17 protein-coding genes are annotated in these 19,799 nt (G+C 49.7%); 7 read left to right on the top strand and 10 right to left on the bottom strand.

Features of this window, described 5'->3' with window-relative positions; genetic code table 11:
- Nucleotides 1–70 precede the first annotated feature (70 nt).
- From DYP60_RS01705 to DYP60_RS01695, 3 genes are read left to right on the top strand one after another with little or no spacing between them, the layout of a single operon-like run.
- Entirely contained in the window at nt 71–415 is a 345-nt protein-coding gene (locus DYP60_RS01705; RefSeq protein ID WP_117329395.1) for a DRTGG domain-containing protein, read from the top strand.
- Between the two features lies 1 nt (nt 416).
- On the top strand, nt 417–839 hold the full coding sequence (locus DYP60_RS01700; RefSeq protein WP_117329145.1) for an ATP-binding protein: 423 nt from the start codon (nt 417–419) through the stop codon (nt 837–839).
- A complete protein-coding gene (locus tag DYP60_RS01695) occupies nt 836–2,164 on the top strand; it encodes a [Fe-Fe] hydrogenase large subunit C-terminal domain-containing protein (protein ID WP_117329144.1) in 1,329 nt (442 codons plus the stop codon). The genes DYP60_RS01700 and DYP60_RS01695 overlap by 4 nt, the downstream gene beginning before the upstream one ends.
- Here DYP60_RS01695 and DYP60_RS01690 read toward each other — a convergent pair.
- A complete protein-coding gene (locus DYP60_RS01690; protein ID WP_117329394.1) occupies nt 2,127–5,078 on the bottom strand; it encodes an insulinase family protein in 2,952 nt (983 codons plus the stop codon). The genes DYP60_RS01695 and DYP60_RS01690 overlap by 38 nt on opposite strands.
- Nucleotides 5,079–5,160: 82 nt before the next feature.
- On the opposite strand from DYP60_RS01690, the gene nfo reads away from it, so the two are divergent.
- Together nfo and DYP60_RS01680 are read left to right on the top strand one after the other, a co-directional pair.
- The gene (gene nfo / locus DYP60_RS01685) at nt 5,161–6,006 is read left to right on the top strand and encodes a deoxyribonuclease IV (protein WP_117329393.1); all 846 of its coding nucleotides are present in this window, start codon (nt 5,161–5,163) and stop codon (nt 6,004–6,006) included.
- Nucleotides 6,003–6,722: a glycerophosphodiester phosphodiesterase gene (locus DYP60_RS01680; protein WP_117329143.1), complete on the top strand. Its 720-nt coding sequence runs from the start codon at nt 6,003–6,005 to the stop codon at nt 6,720–6,722. Before nfo ends, DYP60_RS01680 begins: the two co-directional genes overlap by 4 nt.
- Here DYP60_RS01680 and DYP60_RS01675 read toward each other — a convergent pair.
- From DYP60_RS01675 to DYP60_RS01655, 5 genes are all read right to left on the bottom strand, one after another.
- Nucleotides 6,712–8,109 carry a hypothetical protein gene (locus tag DYP60_RS01675; RefSeq protein WP_133299268.1) on the bottom strand — a complete coding sequence of 466 codons (1,398 nt, stop codon included), beginning with the start codon at nt 8,107–8,109 and terminating at the stop codon, nt 6,712–6,714. The genes DYP60_RS01680 and DYP60_RS01675 overlap by 11 nt on opposite strands.
- Nucleotides 8,106–9,077: a hypothetical protein gene (locus DYP60_RS01670; RefSeq protein ID WP_117329141.1), complete on the bottom strand. Its 972-nt coding sequence runs from the start codon at nt 9,075–9,077 to the stop codon at nt 8,106–8,108. Before DYP60_RS01670 ends, DYP60_RS01675 begins: the two co-directional genes overlap by 4 nt.
- Entirely contained in the window at nt 9,074–10,318 is a 1,245-nt protein-coding gene (gene pepT, locus DYP60_RS01665) for a peptidase T (RefSeq protein WP_117329140.1), read from the bottom strand. The genes DYP60_RS01670 and pepT overlap by 4 nt, the downstream gene beginning before the upstream one ends.
- A gap of 78 nt (nt 10,319–10,396) precedes the next feature.
- Complete coding sequence (locus DYP60_RS01660) at nt 10,397–11,248, bottom strand: hypothetical protein (RefSeq protein WP_165849464.1); 852 nt, start codon at nt 11,246–11,248, stop codon at nt 10,397–10,399.
- Nucleotides 11,245–11,817: a hypothetical protein gene (locus DYP60_RS01655; protein WP_117329139.1), complete on the bottom strand. Its 573-nt coding sequence runs from the start codon at nt 11,815–11,817 to the stop codon at nt 11,245–11,247. The genes DYP60_RS01660 and DYP60_RS01655 overlap by 4 nt, the downstream gene beginning before the upstream one ends.
- 195 nt (nt 11,818–12,012) lie before the next feature.
- On the opposite strand from DYP60_RS01655, the gene DYP60_RS01650 reads away from it, so the two are divergent.
- Nucleotides 12,013–13,056 (top strand): hypothetical protein, encoded by a 1,044-nt coding sequence (locus DYP60_RS01650; protein WP_117329138.1) that lies wholly within the window; start codon nt 12,013–12,015, stop codon nt 13,054–13,056.
- On the opposite strand, the gene DYP60_RS01645 is transcribed toward DYP60_RS01650, so the two are convergent.
- Nucleotides 13,053–13,598, bottom strand: coding sequence for a hypothetical protein (locus tag DYP60_RS01645; protein WP_133299267.1), 546 nt, complete (start codon nt 13,596–13,598; stop codon nt 13,053–13,055). The two genes, DYP60_RS01650 and DYP60_RS01645, sit on opposite strands and share 4 nt — an antisense overlap.
- Before the next feature lie 84 nt (nt 13,599–13,682).
- Between DYP60_RS01645 and DYP60_RS01640 the strand changes: the two genes are divergently transcribed.
- The gene (locus tag DYP60_RS01640; RefSeq protein ID WP_133299266.1) at nt 13,683–15,728 is read left to right on the top strand and encodes a hypothetical protein; all 2,046 of its coding nucleotides are present in this window, start codon (nt 13,683–13,685) and stop codon (nt 15,726–15,728) included.
- Nucleotides 15,729–15,835: 107 nt separating this feature from the next.
- Here the strand turns inward: DYP60_RS01640 and DYP60_RS01635 are convergent, their stop codons facing one another.
- Genes DYP60_RS01635 through DYP60_RS01625 form a run of 3 tightly spaced genes read right to left on the bottom strand, consistent with a single transcriptional unit; the run spans nt 15,836 to nt 19,797 of the window.
- Entirely contained in the window at nt 15,836–17,584 is a 1,749-nt protein-coding gene (locus DYP60_RS01635; protein WP_117329135.1) for an NADH-dependent [FeFe] hydrogenase, group A6, read from the bottom strand.
- A 21-nt stretch (nt 17,585–17,605) separates the two neighbouring features.
- Nucleotides 17,606–19,393: an NADH-quinone oxidoreductase subunit NuoF gene (locus tag DYP60_RS01630; RefSeq protein ID WP_117329134.1), complete on the bottom strand. Its 1,788-nt coding sequence runs from the start codon at nt 19,391–19,393 to the stop codon at nt 17,606–17,608.
- The gene (locus tag DYP60_RS01625) at nt 19,393–19,797 is read right to left on the bottom strand and encodes a (2Fe-2S) ferredoxin domain-containing protein (protein WP_117329133.1); all 405 of its coding nucleotides are present in this window, start codon (nt 19,795–19,797) and stop codon (nt 19,393–19,395) included. Before DYP60_RS01625 ends, DYP60_RS01630 begins: the two co-directional genes overlap by 1 nt.
- Nucleotides 19,798–19,799: the final 2 nt, after the last annotated feature.

Genomic DNA, 19,799 nt, shown 5'->3' with positions numbered 1-19,799 from the left:
AAGGGAATTATGAGCAAGAATTCCCATGTACCCTATCGTGATACATACTGTCCATGGTATACTCATTCTCATGAAGCTTAAAGATATTATTGCATGTGTAGATGGACACTTGATCTGTGGAGAGTCACATCTCGAAGATGAGATTACACGGGGATTTGCCAGCGACCTGATGAGTGATGTGTTGACCATTCTTGAGGACGACATTCTTCTCATCACAGGACTCTCGAACAACCAGGCGATCAGGACAGCAGAGATGAGCGACATTAAAAACATCCTATTGGTAAGGAACAAGAAGCCAAGCCAGAACATGATCGATATGGCACAGGAGCTGAACATTTCCCTCTCTTACACTTCCTACTCTCTGTTCAAAGCCAGTGCACTGCTCTTCAACGAAGGATTGAAACCGGTATATTGAGATGCATCAAGAGTATACCGTACCAGCCCAAGATTTCTCAGTAGCCGGAGTTGCCTCAAGTAACTTCAAGCGGTTGCTTAAACAGTTGAATCTCCCCCCGAAGGTAATCAAACGAATTACCGTTGCCGTCTTCGAAGCCGAGGTCAACGTCATTGCCCACTCCTATGGGGGCAAGATTGTCTGTGAGCTGAGTGAAAACACCATTACGGTAGAAGTCATCGATACCGGTCCAGGTATCCCTAATCTTGACCTTGCTATGAAGGAAGGGTGGTCTACGGCCACCGAAGAGATCTTGGAGCTAGGGTATGGAGCTGGTATGGGACTGCCGAACATCAAGAAGAGCTGTGACCGGCTCTCAATCAAGACCCAAGCAGGAGGGCATACCCATATAACCATGGGGTTCGACCTGAAGGAGGAGTCATGAGTGACCAGATATTTCATCACGCTATCAGGGTCATCACCTCCTCCTGCAAGGGATGTACCCATTGCATGAAGCGGTGTCCAACCCAGGCTATTCGCATCCACCACGGGAAAGCGGAGATCAGCGGGGAACTCTGTATTGACTGTGGCCAATGCATGGCAGTCTGTCCCAATGACGCCATCAAGGTAGAACAGGACCCCTTCGACCAATTGGAGGACTACCTGGTCCGTGTTGCCATCATCCCTGCCGTATTCTTAGCCCAATTCCCTGACACTATCACGTTTGGCGAAGTGTTAGGGGCGTTGTACGCAATCGGATTTACCCATATCTACCTTGCTGAGACCGGTGTAGATATCCTGGACGTCCTTGAGGCAGAGGAAGGAACACCTGAATTGCCTTTGATAAGCAACTTCTGCCCTGCTGTGCAACGCTTGACCCAGATTCGTTTCCCCCTCTTGGTAGACAACCTGAGCAGGCTGCGTCCCCCCGCCCAAGTAGCTGCCATCTTTGCAAGAAGCGAACTTGCTGAACTATCAGCAAACCCAGGAATATTCTATTTCACCCCGTGTGCAGCAAAGATTGCCCAATTCAAGACTGAGGGTTCAGAAGAGAACCGATTATTTGATGGCATCATCAATATCGATACTGCGTATAATCTGGTAAGCACCTATCTTGCAAAGCATGACCAGGTCCAGGAAGGCAGTTTTACCTTTGCCATGTGCACCAAGCAGGCACTGCTCTGGAGCTTGGTGAAAGGCCAGATTCCCTCCCATGACGGGCGTACCCTTGCAGTTGATGAGATGCATAATGTCATTGAGTTCTTGGAAATTCTCGAAGAAGAAGAACAGACGAATCTGCAATTTCTCGAATTGGAAGCATGTGCTGAAGGGTGCGTGGGAGGAATTCTCACAGTGAGAAACCGATTCCTTGCCTCAGAACGGCTCAAGCACTACTCCCAGCAACTTCCTGAGGTGCTTGATGAACCATTTGTCAATCGTATCCGTAGCCAGGCAGAAGCCTTCCGTGAAAACCCCATGTTGCCTCCTTTTAAAGCAACAACGGCGATGGGTCTCGATGCAGATCGTTCCAGAGCTTTGTATAAACTCCAGAAAGTGACCGATATCTTGAAAGTCCTACCTGGTATCGACTGCGGACTTTGCGGAAGTCCCACCTGTAAGAGTCTTGCAGAGGATATTGCGCGTAACCAAGCAAGCCTCAAACAGTGTGTGGTGCTCAAACTGAGAAACGCACAGACCGCTCCCTCACTTTCCAGAATCTGGGGAGACAAAGCTAGAGCGGAAGACGTATCGAAGGACGATCGAGGATAGGGTGCTTCTCTTTTTCTGCTTCCAGCAGCTGGGCCCCACTGAGCACAACATAGGAGTCTTCTTCCTTTGCAGATCGAAGCAAGGCTTTCGCTCCTTCGTTGAGTTGTTTGCTGTCCAACTGCAACAAATGTTGGCGTCTCATTGCCCTGAACTCATCACTGATATGGTAGAACAACCGCCTGAACGCAAGAATGGAATCCTGGCTGGGTGACAGTGGCTTGAGTTCACTCCCAATGGTTGCAATCAAGGCATTCTCAATATGTCCTGGATCAATATCAATTTGGGCATATTTATTGAGAATCTTGATGAAATCGCGATAGGTACCGGCAATGCGGGGGTCCCTGTAGGTAGAAAATACACAGATTTCTTCCATGACATCAGCATTTGCGGCAACACCGTAGGCACCACCCTGCCCTCTAATGACTTCCCAAAGATCATTTCCCGTCAGGATATTTGCAAGGAGAATCTGGGCGGCCTGCAACACAGTACCCCGTTTCTCAGTTCGCATGGCCCATGCTGCATAGCTGACCGTTGCAGGAAGTCGGTAGAGTTGTACTTCATGAATGGTTCCTTTGCTTACCTCTTTGTATGAGCGTGGTACCGGTTGCACTACTCCCTGGTCACTGAATGCCTTCGTGAATGCTTCATACACTGGAACAAACTCTTGAACCAACGCTTCATCACAGCTGAGATGCAGGAGCAATCTTCTGCGGTTGGAAAGCTTTCGTTGCAACTGTTCCAGTTCCTGGGCAATAGAGGGAAGATCTTTCTCTTCTATCGATTCCAAGAAAAACCACTGATGTAGGCCTGAAAGTTGCTCCCCTTCCCACTGGATGGGGGAAAACACACTTGCAGCACAGAGGCTTGCAAAGCTATGGGCACTGTAGGTAACACTGTCAGCAAAATCAGTTTTATAGTTGTTCAATACCAACTTCAATTGCTTCAGGTCGCCCATATTCGCACCGGTGAGCAGTTCCTGGACGAACTGCATAGCAGGCTCAAAGTCCTCTCTGAGCGTCTTTACCCTGCACATCAGCATCAAAACATCACGTTCGTTGCATGAACTACCCATTTCTGTATAGACGTTGAAATCACCGGTCAAGTGCTTCAGTCTGGTCGCCACCTGTGCATAGGTAAGGTCCCCCAACCCTGTGGTCTGGAGCAATCGGGTATACAAAGGCAACAGGATCAGCTCTCGTTCACTAAGATCCTCCACATTGAACGCGAAATCGGCGTATACAATCTGGTTACAGAACTGTGGTCGGATGTAGAGTGGCTGCCCTGCACACTGCATCGTTTGGTGCGTATTGGGACGAATTGTAGAGGGAAGGTCCTCCAGATGGAGACGTGGGATTGTAGCCAATGCCTCAGGAGTATCTCCTTCCATTTCAAACTGAAGGAAACGCTGGTTCTGGTCTTGCAAGAGCTTGACCCCTTTCTTGTCCAGAGACGCAGTGACCTGTGTTGCATATCGAGCGATGGCATCTGTCTGTCTTTTCTGATGTTCGCCATCTGGTTTTACCGTAACCAAACAACGGTGCGGATTGTCCAGAAGATGGCGTTTGATCCAATTCTCAAAGTAACGAGAATCCTTGTGGAGTGCATCCTCCAAAGCTTCGAGAGGTTTCCCCGACTCAATGGTTGCACAAGGGGATAGATCATAGAGCCACCCACGTAGACTTCTGTTCAAGGCCCTTAGCCCGTTGGGAACACCTCCCGGTATTTCCAGCTGCTTGAAACGAATCCGTTTCAAGGAAGAGGCAACCATTTCAGGTTCCAATCCCTCTTTGACGATTGTCTCCAAAGCTTGCAAGATACATGCTTTTGCATCTTCTGCCAATTCCGGTTTGATCCCCTTGAATCCTACCAGGAACGGCATCTGCCTGAAATCTGCACTCATGCCACTCTCAGGAGAAATGTCGATACCCAGCCCACTATCGAGCAATGCTTTGTACAAGGGGGCTGCCTGATTACCAAGCAGCAGATCAACAAGGGTGGAAAGCGTGATGACCTGCAGAGGGTCACTCACGTCAGTGGTTGCCCAGGAAAGCACTACCGAGGCACTTTCCTTTGTCTGCCCTTCTTCCATGGGACTGGTGAGAGTGACACTTCTCTCCTTCTTCCATGGTTCGGCTACAGGACAGAGGCTGTTCACCTTGAGAGAACCACGTGTTTTCAGGTATTCCTCATCAAGGTATGAGAGATACTCCCCTACCTCAAGATCCCCATACAAGAAAAGCTTGCAATTGGAAGGGTGGTAAAACTGGCTATAGAAGGAGCGAAACTGTTGGTAATCCAACCGAACAATCTGCTCTGGATCGCCACCCGATTCAAAGGAGTACGGGGTGTCGGGAAACAGAGAGCGGATGCTGCCCTTGCCGACGATTGAATCATGGTCAGCACTATCACCCAGCATCTCATTGTAGACCACTCCTTCGAAGTGGCAACGCTCCTCTTCGCAAACCAGGCGTACGCCTTCCTGCCAGAACGTCTCCTCACGAAGCAGAGGAGCAAATACAGCATCTGTATATACATGGAAAAGATTCTCAAAATCCTTCTGTAAGGGACTCGCACCGGGATAGAGGGTTTTATCCGGATATGTCATTGCATTCATGAAGGTATTGGTACTTCCCTTGAGCAGGGTCATGAAGGGATCCCTCACAGGATAGCGTTGGCTACCTGCCAGTACACTGTGTTCCAGGATATGTGCAATACCACAATCATTATTGGGAAGTGTCCGAAAGACATAGCTGAAGAATCGTTCTCTATCAGAATTGATGAGCTGAAAGACCTCCATATTGGTCTCGATATGTCGGAACAAATATCCGGTTCCCTTATACTCATCAAGCTGGGTGATTTCCACCAGTTGGAAGCCCGCGAGCTCATCCCCTAAGGCCCATTGCCGTTGTATCATGCTCTTTCGCTCCTTTGTAAGGTGGACACTATCACGAGTTCTCATGATTGACAACCCTTGCCTCAAGCTCTACCGTTCTCCTATGCATACCATAGGACCACATACCAGTATTGCCGGAGGAGTACACAACGCAGCCATACAGGCAGCCAATTTGGGAGCCAATGCATTCGGGATGTTCACCAAGAACCAACGGCAATGGAAATCCAAGGACTTGGACAAGGAAGCTATAACACTGTTCAAGTCCACGATGGTGGAGAAGGGTTTCACAGCACAACAGGTGCTGGTACACGATAGCTATCTTATTAACCTAGGTAATCCAGACCCTGAAAAGAGAAAGAAGAGCTTGGAAGCCTTCATCGATGAACTGCGACGGGTCGATCAATTGGGCTTGAGCCTGCTCAACTTCCATCCAGGCTCCCATTTGGGACTCATCGATCCCAAGGAGAGCCTCTCTCTGGTTGCCCAGAGCCTCGACATTGCCCTCAGTGAAACAGATCATGTGGTTGCAGTCATTGAGAACACAGCAGGACAGGGCACAAACCTGGGTTCTTCCTTTGAGGAACTTGCATATCTCTTCGAGCAGTGCACGCAGAGAGAACGCATCGGTTTTTGTATCGATACCTGTCATGCTCATGCTGCAGGATACTCCATGAGCAGCCCCGAGGAGTTCAATACAGCCATAGAACAATTCGACACCCTCCTTGGCCTCTCCCATCTCAAGGGGATGCACCTCAATGACGCAAAAAGTAATGCGGGCAGTCATCTTGACCGACATGCAAGCCTGGGCATGGGAAGTATTGGATGGGCCACCTTCGAGTACATTGCATGTGACGCACGATTTGAGAACATGCCTCTGATTCTTGAAACGGTGGATGATACGCTCTGGAAGGATGAGGTTGCCCATCTCAGATTCGGAGGCAGGCGATGAATCGTGTATTCAGCAAACCTCTGCTGTTCGGACACAAAGGCTCATCAGCTGACCACCCAGAAAATACACTTCCCAGCTTTGCTGACTGCCTGGAGCATCACATTGATGGGATAGAACTGGATGTACAACGTTGCAGAAGTGGTGAATTGGTTGTAATCCACGACTATGATCTAATGCGTGTGGCAGGCCACCCAGGCAAGGTAGCTGAACTCTCTTATCAAGAACTCAAGAAGATCGACATCGGAGGGGGAGAGCATATTCCCTTGCTTGCCGATGTTTTTGCCTTGGGAGGCAAGGCTCTTTACTATGATATTGAGATCAAGGCTCCTGGAGCGAAGGACTTGGGACTGGAGCAACTACTGCTGGAGAAAATCTATCAATCTGGCATGGAGTCCCGTTGCTTTGCAAGCTCATTCAACCCAATCAGTTTGCTCAGATTCAAACGCAAGAGCAAAGGGTCCATCCCGACTGCCTTGATCTATGGTGATAATCCTGGGGTACCGAGAATACTTCGCCATGGTTTTGGAAAATATCTCACCCGCCCTTCCTATTTGAAGCCATCCAAGAATCGGATTAAGGAGGCTCAATCCTTCGGTTACCAGCTGTGCGCTTGGACCGTCGATGAGAGAGGAGATGCCGCATCGCTCCTCGCACAGGGGGTGATGGGAATCATCAGTAACAACCCAAAAGCACTACAGGACTTGTTTAGCGTTTGAACAGCCAAGCACTCTGGAGATATGCAGCAATGGAACCAAAACGGGAAAAGGCAACACGCTGTGCCTGCTCACGGGTTTGTCCTGAACCAACTGCCTCCAAGGAGAGTGTGTCAAAGAGCAAGGCTCCGCTATTCAGATCATAGAGGCCGACATTTCCACTAGCTACCACCACCCAATGGTCTCTGACCTGTTGCTGGCTTGCCACCCCGACACTTCCAAGAAAGGCGAGGTCAGCCTCTCCCTTCAACTGGGAGAGCTGATCTTCTGTATCGGTTGGTTTGAGATTGATCTCTTGCACCAGGATATCATCAAGCGCAAGTTCCTGGTTGAACACTTTCAGTGCCTGATCCCCGCTGATAAGAGATCCCTCGAGAGAGAACTCCTGGATTTCACACAGTATGCTTTTGCCGGATAGTGAAGCAGTGAGGGTATAGGGAAAGGTTATGGAGACCTGTGAGACTGCTTCCTGGACTCTTTCAACCTGCTCTTGAGAAAGCGTCTTCTCAAGTTTTGCGATGGTCGATGAGAGATCCAGTGAAAATATGATCTGACCATCCTTTATCAAACCTTGGTTATAAGGGACGAATAAGAAATACCCATCGCTGGCAGTATTGAACTGCAGGAAATCGGTATACGTCTCAGAGATGCTGTTCCTTGCTTGGAATGTCGCATTGATGGGAGCGTTGAGCACCTTTGGGGAGAGCAACCGGCTCTTTCTCCGTAGGTACACAGTTACCTTCGCTTCTGTGCTCACTGGGTTACGGAGACTGAACCGAAGAGCTTCAATAAAGGATATGGCTTTATCCAAGAGTGTTTCAGTCTCATATTTCCTCTCACTGACAGGGCCTTCTGCTGACAGCATGGCAGCTTCCAGATACTGTTTGATAGCGCCAGTATCATCATTGGAACGATAGGCTTGGCCAGCTGTATTCAACATTGCTTCAATGGTCCTTTCCCGTTCTATCATCTGATTGTAGACACTGGTGCGTTTCCCACTGAGCAATGCTTCATCCATGCGAGCAAGCAGATAGACATCGAAACCAGTCCTTCCTTCGCTGACGGTATATTCACTTGCAATGGTCAGATTGAAATCTGCAATGGCATTTGTTGTGGTGAGTTCTCGATAGTACATATCATAGACATCTTCACCTACATATGCTGAAATCTGGTCCAAGATATCCTCATACGCCAACAATCGTGCATTATAGCTGACTGGGGCGGTTCCCTTGCCTACAAAAGCAACTTCCCCACTCCGTTGTTGGGGTGAGTATGCCCAGGAAGGAAGCCCCTCTAGCTGTGCTCGTACCAATGGGGAAAGTGAGGAACAGGAGATAAGCATCAAACTCAATAGGAGCACAAGACATACTCCAAGGAATGGTCGTTTCATAGTGTATAAGTGTACGCTGTTGTGAGCTTGAGGAAAAGCCCTTGTTCAAGAAGCAGGGCTTCACTTGCAGCAACGCGATTTCCAAGCGCTAGGGAGAGTGTCCAGTTGGAGAGGGCACATGCAACGCCGACTTCACCGGAAGCTTGATAAAAACTATCCTGCAATGATGTATCGTAGCCTGCTGAAAACAAGGCTGTAGCATCAAGTGAAAGATTTCTTACCAGAGCATTCTGAGCGGAAGAGAATTGACTGAGTGGGAGCTTCGCCGAGAGCCCTATACTGCCATGGATGCGGCTCGTCAAAGTTGCCCCAAGGCCAAATTGAGCAGAAAAAGGATGCATGGCAAGCGGCCAGGTAAGCATAAGATCAACAGCAGAAGCAAGATTCTTGTTGAGAGAAAAAGAGAGTGCCACACTCTTGTTTCCCTGCTCCTTGAGCTCCATACCCAAGAAGAGCGGTTTTCCCGAAAGCTGGGAGAGCAACAACACCCCCTCCTCTTCAGCAACGCGGGTCACCACCACTACTCCCTGGGCTCTTCCTTTTGCATCCAAAACGGTGAATCGATCACCTTCTTTGTAGGAGTGTTCGTCAACCTTGGCCCCAAATTCACGACCAGAAAAGGAGGTCAGACTGAGCGAGGGCAAGGTATCAAACAGGGAAAGACCATCATAATTGAGCGCAGTAGCAAGGCGTTTTTCATACTCCTTTGCCTCTCCAAGGAGGGTATAGGTAAGTTGCCTCTCTCCATAGGAAAGTACAAGGGAGAACTCCCCCTGTCCTCCGCCTTCCAGTACAGCGCTCAGCACGCCTTCTTCAGGCAATCGCTCCACCAGAGCATCCTCTAGTGCACGCTGTACTCCTTCTACCACCTCCTGGGGCACATCTGCATCATGCGTAAATGCAAGTTGCGCAGAGGAGAGCGGAAGCATGGCAAAGGCAAAGACCAACAGGGAGAGTACCAGCCTCATGTAGCGGCTCCAACTTCGATGATCTTGAGGATCAAGCGAGTTGCATCCTCCATTGCAGGCAAGGCAGCCCACTCAAACTGGGAGTGAAGATTATGCCCACCGGTAAAGATGTTCGGGCAGGGAATATTCCTTTCATTGGCCATGCGAGCCCCATCGGTTCCTCCCCTGATCAAGGTTTGCTCAAGCTTGAATCCCAGCTCATCACCAGCTTTCAGGAGATTCTCCATGGCAAAGGGTTTGTTCTTTGCAACCAAGGCCATATTGTAGTAGATGTGTTTAGCATCAACAGAAACGGTTCCCTTTGGATACAGCGCCTCTGTAGCTGCTGCCAACTGCTTGATCGCCTCAATTCTTCTATCGAGAATCTCCAGATCAAAATCCCTGAGGTATAGGGTCAGGTCAACCTCGGTGTTCGTTCCGCTCATGCTCTGTGCACAATAATATCCATACCGTTCATCAGTGGCCTCCGGACTTTCAGCTTGAGGCAGGGCATTGACGAAGAAGGCGGCCATGGTCAGTGCATTGACAAGCCGACCACGGGCAGCACCAAAGTGGTAACTCACTCCACTGAAGTGAACGTGAAGGGTTGCAGCATTGAAGCATTCGCTTTCAATCTCAAAACGCCTTCCCCCATCGATGGTATAGCAGTAGTCACAGCTGATCTTCTCATATGGAAAGGTATCCATCCCCGCACCGGTCTCCTCATCGCTGGTGAAGATACACTCCACCACTCCATGCTTGAGTTCAGGATGAGTGAGTAAATACGCTGTGGCACTCATGATTTCAGCCACACCAGCCTTGTCGTCACTGCCTAGGAGCGTAGTTCCATCGGTAACAACGATTGTCTCTCCCTTGTAACGCAACAACTCTGGATTATCCTCAACCTTGAGGGTGTACTCTTCATTGAGCGGGATGTCTTTTCCATCATAGGCTTCAATGACCCTGGGTTTTACCCCATTGCCAGGAACATCATCTGCAGTATCTACATGGGCCATGAAGGCCACGGTGGGGACAGCATGGTCAATGTTGGAAGGGATTCTACCGATGACCACCCCATGCTCATCAACCTGGATGTCTGTGATCCCCAGCTCCCGTAATTCTTGTTCCAGCAACCTGAGAAGATCCCATTGGCCATCGGTGGAGGGGTGTTTCTCCCCTACTTTCTTGTCATCACTCATGGTATCTATGACTGCATAGCGCAGAAACCGTGTCAGGATAGTATTTGCAAATGTATTGGGCATTGGCCTCTCCTCTTATTTGAGTATTCCAATGCCCAGTATTTCACAAAGTGGTCTTGCAGGCAACCAAATCCACGCTATTTAGATAGTGAAGTCATAGCTCTTCAACATCGGCTTGACCATATCAACCACATTGTAGAGTGCAAACACACAGATGATGATTCCCGTGACCACAGGTCCTCGCTTGAGGGTCTTCCCCACCGAGATGACACTGGCAGTCATGGCACTGGAGAGTTCCGGCTCAGTGGTCACCGTCTTCAACCAATCACCGAAGGCTTCATCGGGAGTACCTCCAAATTGATAGTATCTCCAGATGGACATGACCGTGGTGGCGACCACTCCGCTTGCAATTGCGATGGCAGTTGCTGCTGAAATCTTTCCCCAGAAGACGGTGTTTGGGATGCAGGCATAGACCACCCCGGCGGTAAAGAGTACCAGTGTCCTGGTCACCAGCTTCTGCATATCCTTCCAGAAAGCAGCACGTTGACTGGGAGCCAAACCACGGGCAAGCGACTCCCCCTTTGCCTGAAGCAAACTCCTCCTTTGGTTCAGCTGTTGGTCTAGTTCAATCTGCTCCTCTTCACTGAGGAGGGTGTGTGCGAAGGAGACCACCGTCTCAACGTCCTCCTCACCCTGTGGGTCACCTACTGCATAACAGAACTCCAGATATTCCCTTCCCTGGTTTTCAGAGAGGGTGTTACTGACAATCTGCTTTCCAGAAGGCTGGCTCGTTCCCAATGCACGACTTACCTCCTCTTCCAGATACGGCCATACAACATCCTTCTGTTGCTCGATCATCTCAGAGACAGCTGGCAAGAGCTGATCATCTGAAACCTTTTGCTTCTCGATTGATTGCAAGCCCATCGAACAACCAGAAAGTTGTACAATGAGCAACAATACCAGAACCTGGGTACCAATGCGTTTTTGTATCATGTTCCTTCCTCCTCTTGGATATCTGTCTGGTCCGTTTTCCTCAGGGGAAATGTCCACCCCACAAGTAATGAGAACCGAATCATGGGAAAGCGGGAAAAGCGCAGCGAAAGCGTGTTGTATGCAGAACTGAACACACCATTGGGGTCACGCAGGATTACTCTCGGTTCAACACGCAATCCCTTGTAGGGAGTGATGGTCCAGCCGAAAGCCATTTCATTGAGAAACGTGAGAGGGTCCTCCTTATCGTCATACCAGTCATTGAAAAGAAACCCAACCTGAATCAGGGAAACAGTGAGATGCAGCCCACAGTCCAAAGGATAATAATCCAGGAAAAGTCCACTTTCCAACAATCTCGGACCTCCTATCTCACGCTCAGCAGCAAGGCTGATCGGGAGACGAAGGGCAAACTGCTCATCGAGGGAAAGTCCTACCTCCACACGAGCGAGCACTGTCTCCTCCCACAGCGCATCAATAAGTGTGCTATCCACAGCGCAGAACAAGCTATGTCCTGCTCCGAAGATGGGGCCGCAAATGATGAGGACGGGAATGAGAATCATCAAGGTACGCACGAAATTCCTCCGTATGCTGAAGCTATCACGGAGAGAAAGGATGGGATATTCACCAGATTGGGTACCAAAGGCGTGTGGGATTCATATCTCTTCATGAGAAAAACAGGAATTCTTCTCATTAATGGGCGTAAGTCATGGTAAACTTGTACACAAACTATGACCTTTATTGTTATAGTTACTGATAAGGAGTCTGTTGTGAACAAGATTTGGTCTGTAGTATTGATTGTCATTGCTGTCCTATCTGTGGCTGCAGGTACCTACTGGTACGTTGAATTCAGGCCTTTGGCTGGACAAAGTGAGACAGAACAAACAACAACCAGTGAGCAAACACAGAAAAGTGAGTCCATCCAGGTCCCACCGGTTTCCTCTGTACAGAAAGATGAACCACCACAAACAGCAGAAATCCCTTCTGAGTCTCTGCAACAATCCTCTGAAGAGCCTCCAGTACAAGAGGTCCCTAGTGTACCTGTGATGAAGGTTGAGGCCCAACAATCTGTGCTACAGGTGACAAAGCCGATGCCACTTCCGGTAGACCCCTTGATCACAAACGGAATCCTCAAACTCCCAAGGCCGAAGGGCCCTGTGGTACAGATTCCTTTCGCACCTCCAATTGTTGCAGAAACAGATCATGCAGGAGAAGGCTTGGTACAAGAAACAACGCCAGTCCTTGATATGGAAGAAGAGCCAAGAAAGAAGGAAGAACAGGAAACTATCCCATTGCCTGAAGAAGAAATACAGACGGTAGTGCTCAAACCGAGTACCCCACCAATAGCTTCCAGCAATGTATCCTTCGACCAAGAGGCTTTCCAGTGGTCAGTCAACTCCTCGGTCTCGTTCCTTGACTATCAGTACCCAGGTGGAGACAAAGGCTTCGACATCCAGGTGGATCTCCTCAAGCATGGGGAAGGAGCCTTCAGGTTTGGAGGAACCCTTGAATATGCGAAAGTCGAAGATGATCATGAGATAAGCGTATTGGGAAAGGTGCAGTGGAACTTGCGAAATGACAAGCCGCTCTCCTTCCCACTTTCGATCTCACTTGGTCCTACGGTTATCATACCGTCCAGTGGCAACAATGAGTTTGGCGTGACCGGGAAGATCCAAGGAGGCATCTCCTATGCGTTGACTGAATGGATGCGTGTCTTCTACGAGGTAGGGGTACAGGCACAGTGGAACATCACTGCAAATGATTTCACCACCCAGCTTGAACCAATGCGCATTGGATTTGGATTTAGTTTTTAGAGATCTTTGAAGGATGGAGCCTGACTGGCTTCTTCTCCTACCCCAACACCCTCAGGAGGCCGACTCCAGCCGAGAGCTGCAGTAAGGGCCTCCTTCTTTTTATGAGCACGAGAGACCACAAACTTGGCTTCGCCCCGACCCTTCGCCTTGAATGTAACCCCACTGCGTACAGAAAGTACCTTCCCAATAGAGAACCCTTCGATATCAGCAATAGCAAGACGATATGCTTCTTTCACCGGTTTACTTCCATCCCTGCGATAGAGAATGATTTCGTCCTCGGCAATAATCAATCTACCTCTCTGCAGATCTCCCTCCCCTAGTGGAGGAACCATTGCACAGAACAGTGAGTAGTGGAAGGGCTCGTCTACAGCCTTACGAACTTCTTTTTCAGATACATAGTAGGTAATTCTGTAGAACAGCCACACCAATAGAAACAAGAGGGGAAACATCGAATAATAGAGCCCCTTCCCGATATACGAGGGATTGATAAAAACCAAGAAGAAGGTCAATGCCAAAAGAATGAGTTTGATGAGAGCTTGCATGACCCCAATGTACTTGCTCAAAGAAAAAAAGAAAAGCCATGAAGCAAAGACTTCCCATCCGCCTCTTCTTTTGTGGAGGCTACTATGAACAGAATATCACAATGTTCACGCTGGCTTTGGATCCCCCTTCTTTGTTGCTGCATGTGTTTTACCTTTGGGGGATGCAAAGAAGAGAGCGCAGGCCGCTCCTCCTTGCATGTAAGCATGGAGAGACGGTCTGGTGCTGAGAAGACCTTGTTGCCAAACGACACTCCCCTGGAAGTGTCTCGTTACGTAGTGGAAGGTGTAGGACCCCAGGATACCACCTTCAGTGTCATGTCCAACACCAGTGCTGTGGATGTGGATGGTCTCTTGATCGGCAACTGGGATATTACAGCTGTTGGACGGAACAGCCAGGGCGTTGATTTAGTCACTGGTTCCGTTTCGGTAAACCTGACAAAGGATCCCTTGGAAACGGTGATCACACTGGATGCGCTCAGTGGGAACGGCATGATGGATATTCATCTCCAGTGGGATGCAAGCAAGATAAACAACCCCAACCTGGAGGTATGGCTTACCGACCCAGAGGGAACCACAATCTCACTCACTCCCACTACAAACAACATGGAAAACGGTTCTGTTGTTTTCAACGGTTCTTATCCTGCAGGCTCCTATTTGCTGAGGGTAAAGCTGTACAGCGGGGCGACAGCAGTCGCTGGATGTGCGGAGGTGATTAGAATTGTGGGCAACAAGACCACCGAAGGAACAGTTGCATTGACGCTGGATAAGTACGCGGATATCCCAGCAACCATTACCTTGGTAGATAACCTGGGAGTGCCTGTCGAGTGCAGCATCCAAGGAGTCAGTGAAGTCATGCAGGCTCAAGTACCCGCAACCGCAACACTCTCCTCTGGGGAGTCAACAGACCTGGAGGTGAGTTGGTACCTTGATGGGGAGGAAGTAAGCAATGCCCTCTCCTGTTCATTCACCCCTGCGAGCGGACAACATCGATTGGATGTCATTGCAAAAGGAGCACTTCTGGCTAGTACTGGGTCGGCCAGCATCACTTTCAAAGCAGCCGTCGAGGGAACCGCAGGAGTTCCCAAAATCGTCGGATTGGTAGAGGACACTACCGGTGGCTTGTATGTCGGAAAGAATGCACATGTTGCGTTCCTGCCCGATGGAAAGTTGGTGCTGGCCAGCAATCAACACCAGACCATTCAAATATGTAGAATTGTCCGAGACACCCTGGAAGTGGTTAACACCTATACCGCTGCTGATGGCTTCAATGCAGTACAAGTGACCGATATCTATGTCGACCCGTTTACAAAACTTGTTGCCATTGCTGATGCAAGCATACCAAGCCTCAGCGTCTACCAGTATGATTCAAAGAATGCAACACTCAGCAAACAGTTTGAACGAAACAACACCTACTACACGAACAGCAGTCCAAGCAAGACCTTTACAAGCTTGCATCATTTGAGCAAGGATGCAACTACTGGAATACTCTACGCCTTGATTCCTGACGCATCCCATGTAGTGGAGACAAACCTGTATGCTCAGACCGCAGAAAGTGCTGATCCCAATGAGTATATATGGTGGTTCTCAGACCCACCAGTCTTTGACACCCTGGCTATCTCTGAAGGAGCCCAGAGTGCAGCTCTGGCAGATACGGCTACTGGATTCCTAAAACTGTGCCGTAAGAATGACATGGGTGCCCTCTTTGCTCAGGATGAGCACTTTCAGAGTGTTGATACACCCTATCTGAACAATATCGCTTCCTTGGAATTCATCAATGATGATCAACTCATCTATGCAACGGATAACGACATTGGAAGGTTTGCCTATACGAGTACCACGTGGGCACAGAAGGAAGTATTTACCTCCTCCCAGAATGATATCGGGGTAATGGAGGGAATCACGCAACTGATCACCAACCAGAATGATACCATGCTCTATGTGCTTGCAAAAAACAGCAAGAACATCATCTCATTCTCGTTAGATGGTTTCGGGAGGCCTCTGTTCCTGAGAAACAGTACCCTTGGGGATTTTGCTCCGGCAAGGATGGCAATCTCACCCAGTGAGGAGCATCTTGCCATTGTCTCAGACACGAGTGACTCCCTGGTACTGTGTGCCATCCCTCAAGTTTGACGCCTATACCGAGCGCACGAGATCGAGACCCGGAATTTGTTCGGGTCTCTTTTACGTGGAAATGCCCGGCCTGTCGGGGGCCGGGCAAATTGGATACTGGCCAACTATCAGGCCTTGTAAACAGGAATCTCCTGATAGGTGGTATGTAAGAGATGATGAGATTTTTTGCTGAGCGGCTTGTCCAGGAACTCCTCGTACAGTTGCTTGATCGATTCGTTCTGGTGTGAACATCTGACCTTGCTCTGCTTGTCATCGGAGTAGAGACCGGCAGCACGCTTTGTACGTAGGACGTCGGTGGCTCCGTAAGGCTGTCCACCTCCGGCAATACAACCACCTCGGCAAGCCATAACCTCGATGAATTCATACGGCGCCTGCTTGCCCTCTGCACGGGCAGCCCTTACCTCATCCAGTACTTCTGCCACATGGGAAAGCCCATGTACTACGGCTACACGAACCGGCGTTCCATCGAAGTCAACCGTGCCCTTCTTGATCTCATCAAGACCACGTACTGATTCAATTTCAACATTCTCCAGCTCTTTTCCGGTAACAACATGGTAAGCGGTACGAACCGCAGCTTCCATGACGCCACCGGTGGCACCAAAGATGGTACCCGCACCAGAGTATTCACCAACCGGATTATCAGCCGCCTCTTCTTCAAGATGGAGAAAATCAATGCCGGTTGCCTTGATCAAGCGGGCAAACTCACGGGTGGTAAGGACAAGATCCACATCCTGATACCCGCTTGAGCGCATACTCTCGTCTCGGTATGCCTCATACTTCTTCGCAGTACAGGGCATGATTGCAACGGTATACATCTTCGCTGGATCCATATTCTGCTTCTCGGCAGTATAGGTCTTCTCTACAGCTCCCACCATCTGCATCGGGCTCTTCGCACTGGAAACCATGTCCAAGAGATCCGGATAGTATTTCTCAACGTAGTCAACCCAAGCCGGACAGCAAGAGGTGAACTGGGGAAGTGCTCCTCCCTTGGTCAAGCGGTGCACCAGTTCGCTTCCCTCTTCCATGATGGTAAGGTCAGCGCCAAAGTTGGTGTCATGCACTGCATCAACGCCAAGTCTGCGAAGCGCAGCATAAATCTTGCCAGTCGTGACGGTTCCAGCAGGAAGGCCGAAGGACTCAGAAAGCCCTACTCGGATTGAGGGAGCAATCTGGACAACCACCTGCTTTTCGGGATCAGCAACTGCTTCCTGGAAGGCAGCAACCTCATCCTTCTCATAAATGGCTCCAACAGGGCAGTGCGCAGCACACTGACCACAGCGAACACAGGGACTATCCTCAAGTTGCAACATTGCAGCAGGAGCCATGCAAGTTCCATCTCCACGCCCAATGAACTCAAGGGCGAAGACACCCTGCAGATCCTGACAAACCTGGACACAGCGTCCACACTTGATGCACTTCTCTGGATCAAGGACGATGGAGGCAGAGGATGTGTCCTTAGGCCTATCGCTCAAACGGACATCAAAGGGTTGCTCACGAATCCCGAACTCTGCAGCCAATGTCTGCAGTTCGCACTCTCCATTACGGATACAGGTAAGACAGCTGGACGGATGGGTACTCAAGATCATTTCCAAGATGGTCTTACGTACCTGGTACAACTCCGGGTCATGGGTAATGATGCTCATATGCTCGGCAGCAGGGGTAGCACAAGCCCTAAGGATTTTGGCATTACCCTCCTGTTTTACGATACACAGACCACATGAGCCAAACGGCTTGAGGTCATCATGGTAGCAGAGGGTTGGGATGGTTACCCCAGCCTTCCGGGCTGCAAGCAATATAGTTGTCCCCGCTTCAACCTCTACGGGAATGCCATTTATCTTTACATGTACGATACTCAATTGATTCCTCCTAACCTGATCCTAGTGGATTTCAACGGCGCCAAACTTACAAGTCTCCATACATACACCACACTTGCTGCAGATGGACTGGTCAATGATGTGAACTTGTTTTTTTCCGCCAGAGATTGCTGCGACAGGACACTTTCGTGCACAAGCCGTACAACCGTTACATTTCTCGGGATTGATCGAGTACCTGACCAACTTCTTGCAGGTACCACTGGGACAGTTCTTGTCCACAATGTGGGCTATGTACTCATCCTTGAAATGCTTGACCGTTGATAGGACCGGATTGGGAGCAGTCTGCCCCAAAGCACACAAGGAACCCTTCCTCATTGCTTCGCCGATGGTCTCCAGTGTATCCAAGTCCTGCAACGTGCCATTTCCGGAGGTAATCTTCTCCAGGATGTTGGTCAAGGACCGGCCACCGATTCTACACGGTGCGCATTTTCCACAGGATTCATCAACAGTGAAGTTCAAATAGAACTTTGCAACGTCTACAATACAGTCATCCTCATCCATGACGATCATACCACCGCTTCCCATCATGGAACCAATCCTTACCAAGGAACCGAAATCAATCGGGGTATCCAGATCAGCATCGGTAATGACACCGCCGGAAGGACCACCTGTCTGTACTGCCTTGAACTTCTTGTCGTTGGCTATTCCACCGCCGATGTCGTAGACAATCTCACGAAGGGTGGTGCCCATCGGGACTTCCACAAGACCGGAGTTGCGAATCTTGCCGGTGAGGGCAAAGACCTTGGTTCCCCTGCTGTCTGGAGTTCCAATCTTGCTGAACCAGTTGCCCCCCTTGGTAAGGATGACAGGGATATTCGCCCATGTCTCAACGTTGTTGATGACAGTCGGCTTGCCCCAGAGTCCCTTTACAGCAGGGAAAGGAGGACGGGGTTGCGGCATACCACGCTTGCCTTCGATGGACTGCAAGAGTGCAGTCTCTTCACCACAAACAAATGCACCGGCTCCAAGGCGGATCTCAATATCAAAATCAAAACCACTGCCCAAAATATTATCTCCAAGAAGACCGTATTCACGAGCTTGCTGCATGGCAATCTCCAGACGATGGATTGCCAAGGGATACTCTGCGCGAATGTAGATGAAACCTCTCGTTGCTCCAATCGCCTTCCCGCAGATGGTCATTGCTTCAAGCACGCTGTGCGGGTCACCTTCGAGCGTTGAGCGATCCATGTAGGCACCTGGATCACCTTCGTCCGCATTACAGACAACGTACTTGACGTCATCTTCTGCCTGGCGGGAGAAGTTCCACTTCATCCAAGTGGGGAAACCAGCCCCTCCACGACCGCGGAGCCCTGCTGTTTTCAATTCTTCGATGATATCCTCGCTTGTCATCTCGAAGAGAGCCTTCTCCAAGCCCTGATACCCTTCACGGGCAATATATTCGTCAATATTTTCTGGATCAATGAATCCACAGTTGCGAAGCACAATCCTGAACTGCTTCTGGTAGAATTTGATATCCTCTACCTTTGCATTCTTTCTGCTTGCTTCTTTGTCATACAACAGTCGGGTGACTTCACGGCCCTTGATGATGTGCTCACTGATAAGCTCTTTTGCATCTTCGGGTTTAACTTTCACGTAGAAGGAGTCTTCTGGCAAGATCTTTACAATCGGTCCCTGCTCACAAAAACCGAAACATCCGGTCTTTACAATCTGTACCTCGTCCGCAACTCCCTGAGCCTTGCACTCTTCTAAGAGGTTCTGGTAAATCTGGTCCGCGCGGCTCGATTCACACGCTGTTCCTCCACAGACCAAAATGTAGTTTCTGAACGCCATTATTTACCCCCATCCTTCTTGATGATGTCAGCTGCAGGACGATCGAACATATGGTCGGTTACCAGCTGCTTCCCGATAATATGCTGCTCAACTATCTTGCGTGCCGTCTCTACATCCACCTTCCCATAGATGACATCGGGCATACCGGGAACGATAACCTCGATGGTCGGCTCCACATAGCACAGTCCCATGCATCCGGTCTGGGTGACCGAGACATTGTCTATTTTCTTCTCGTCGAGGACTTCTAAAAAGGTATCAAGTACCGGCTTTGCACCGGCTGCAATACCACAGGTCCCCATGCCAACGATAATACGGGCATCCTTGCCCTCGATATCGCGCTTCTGGATTTCATTCTGCTTCTTTTCACGGAGCTTTCTCAGCTCTTCAAGTGTCATTTTAGCCATGT

Source organism: Sphaerochaeta halotolerans (genome assembly GCF_003429665.1).
In the GTDB taxonomy this organism is placed as follows: Bacteria; Spirochaetota; Spirochaetia; order Sphaerochaetales; family Sphaerochaetaceae; genus Sphaerochaeta; species Sphaerochaeta halotolerans.
Note: the sequence above shows the minus strand (reverse complement) of the source record. Positions and strands in the feature narration are given on the sequence as shown.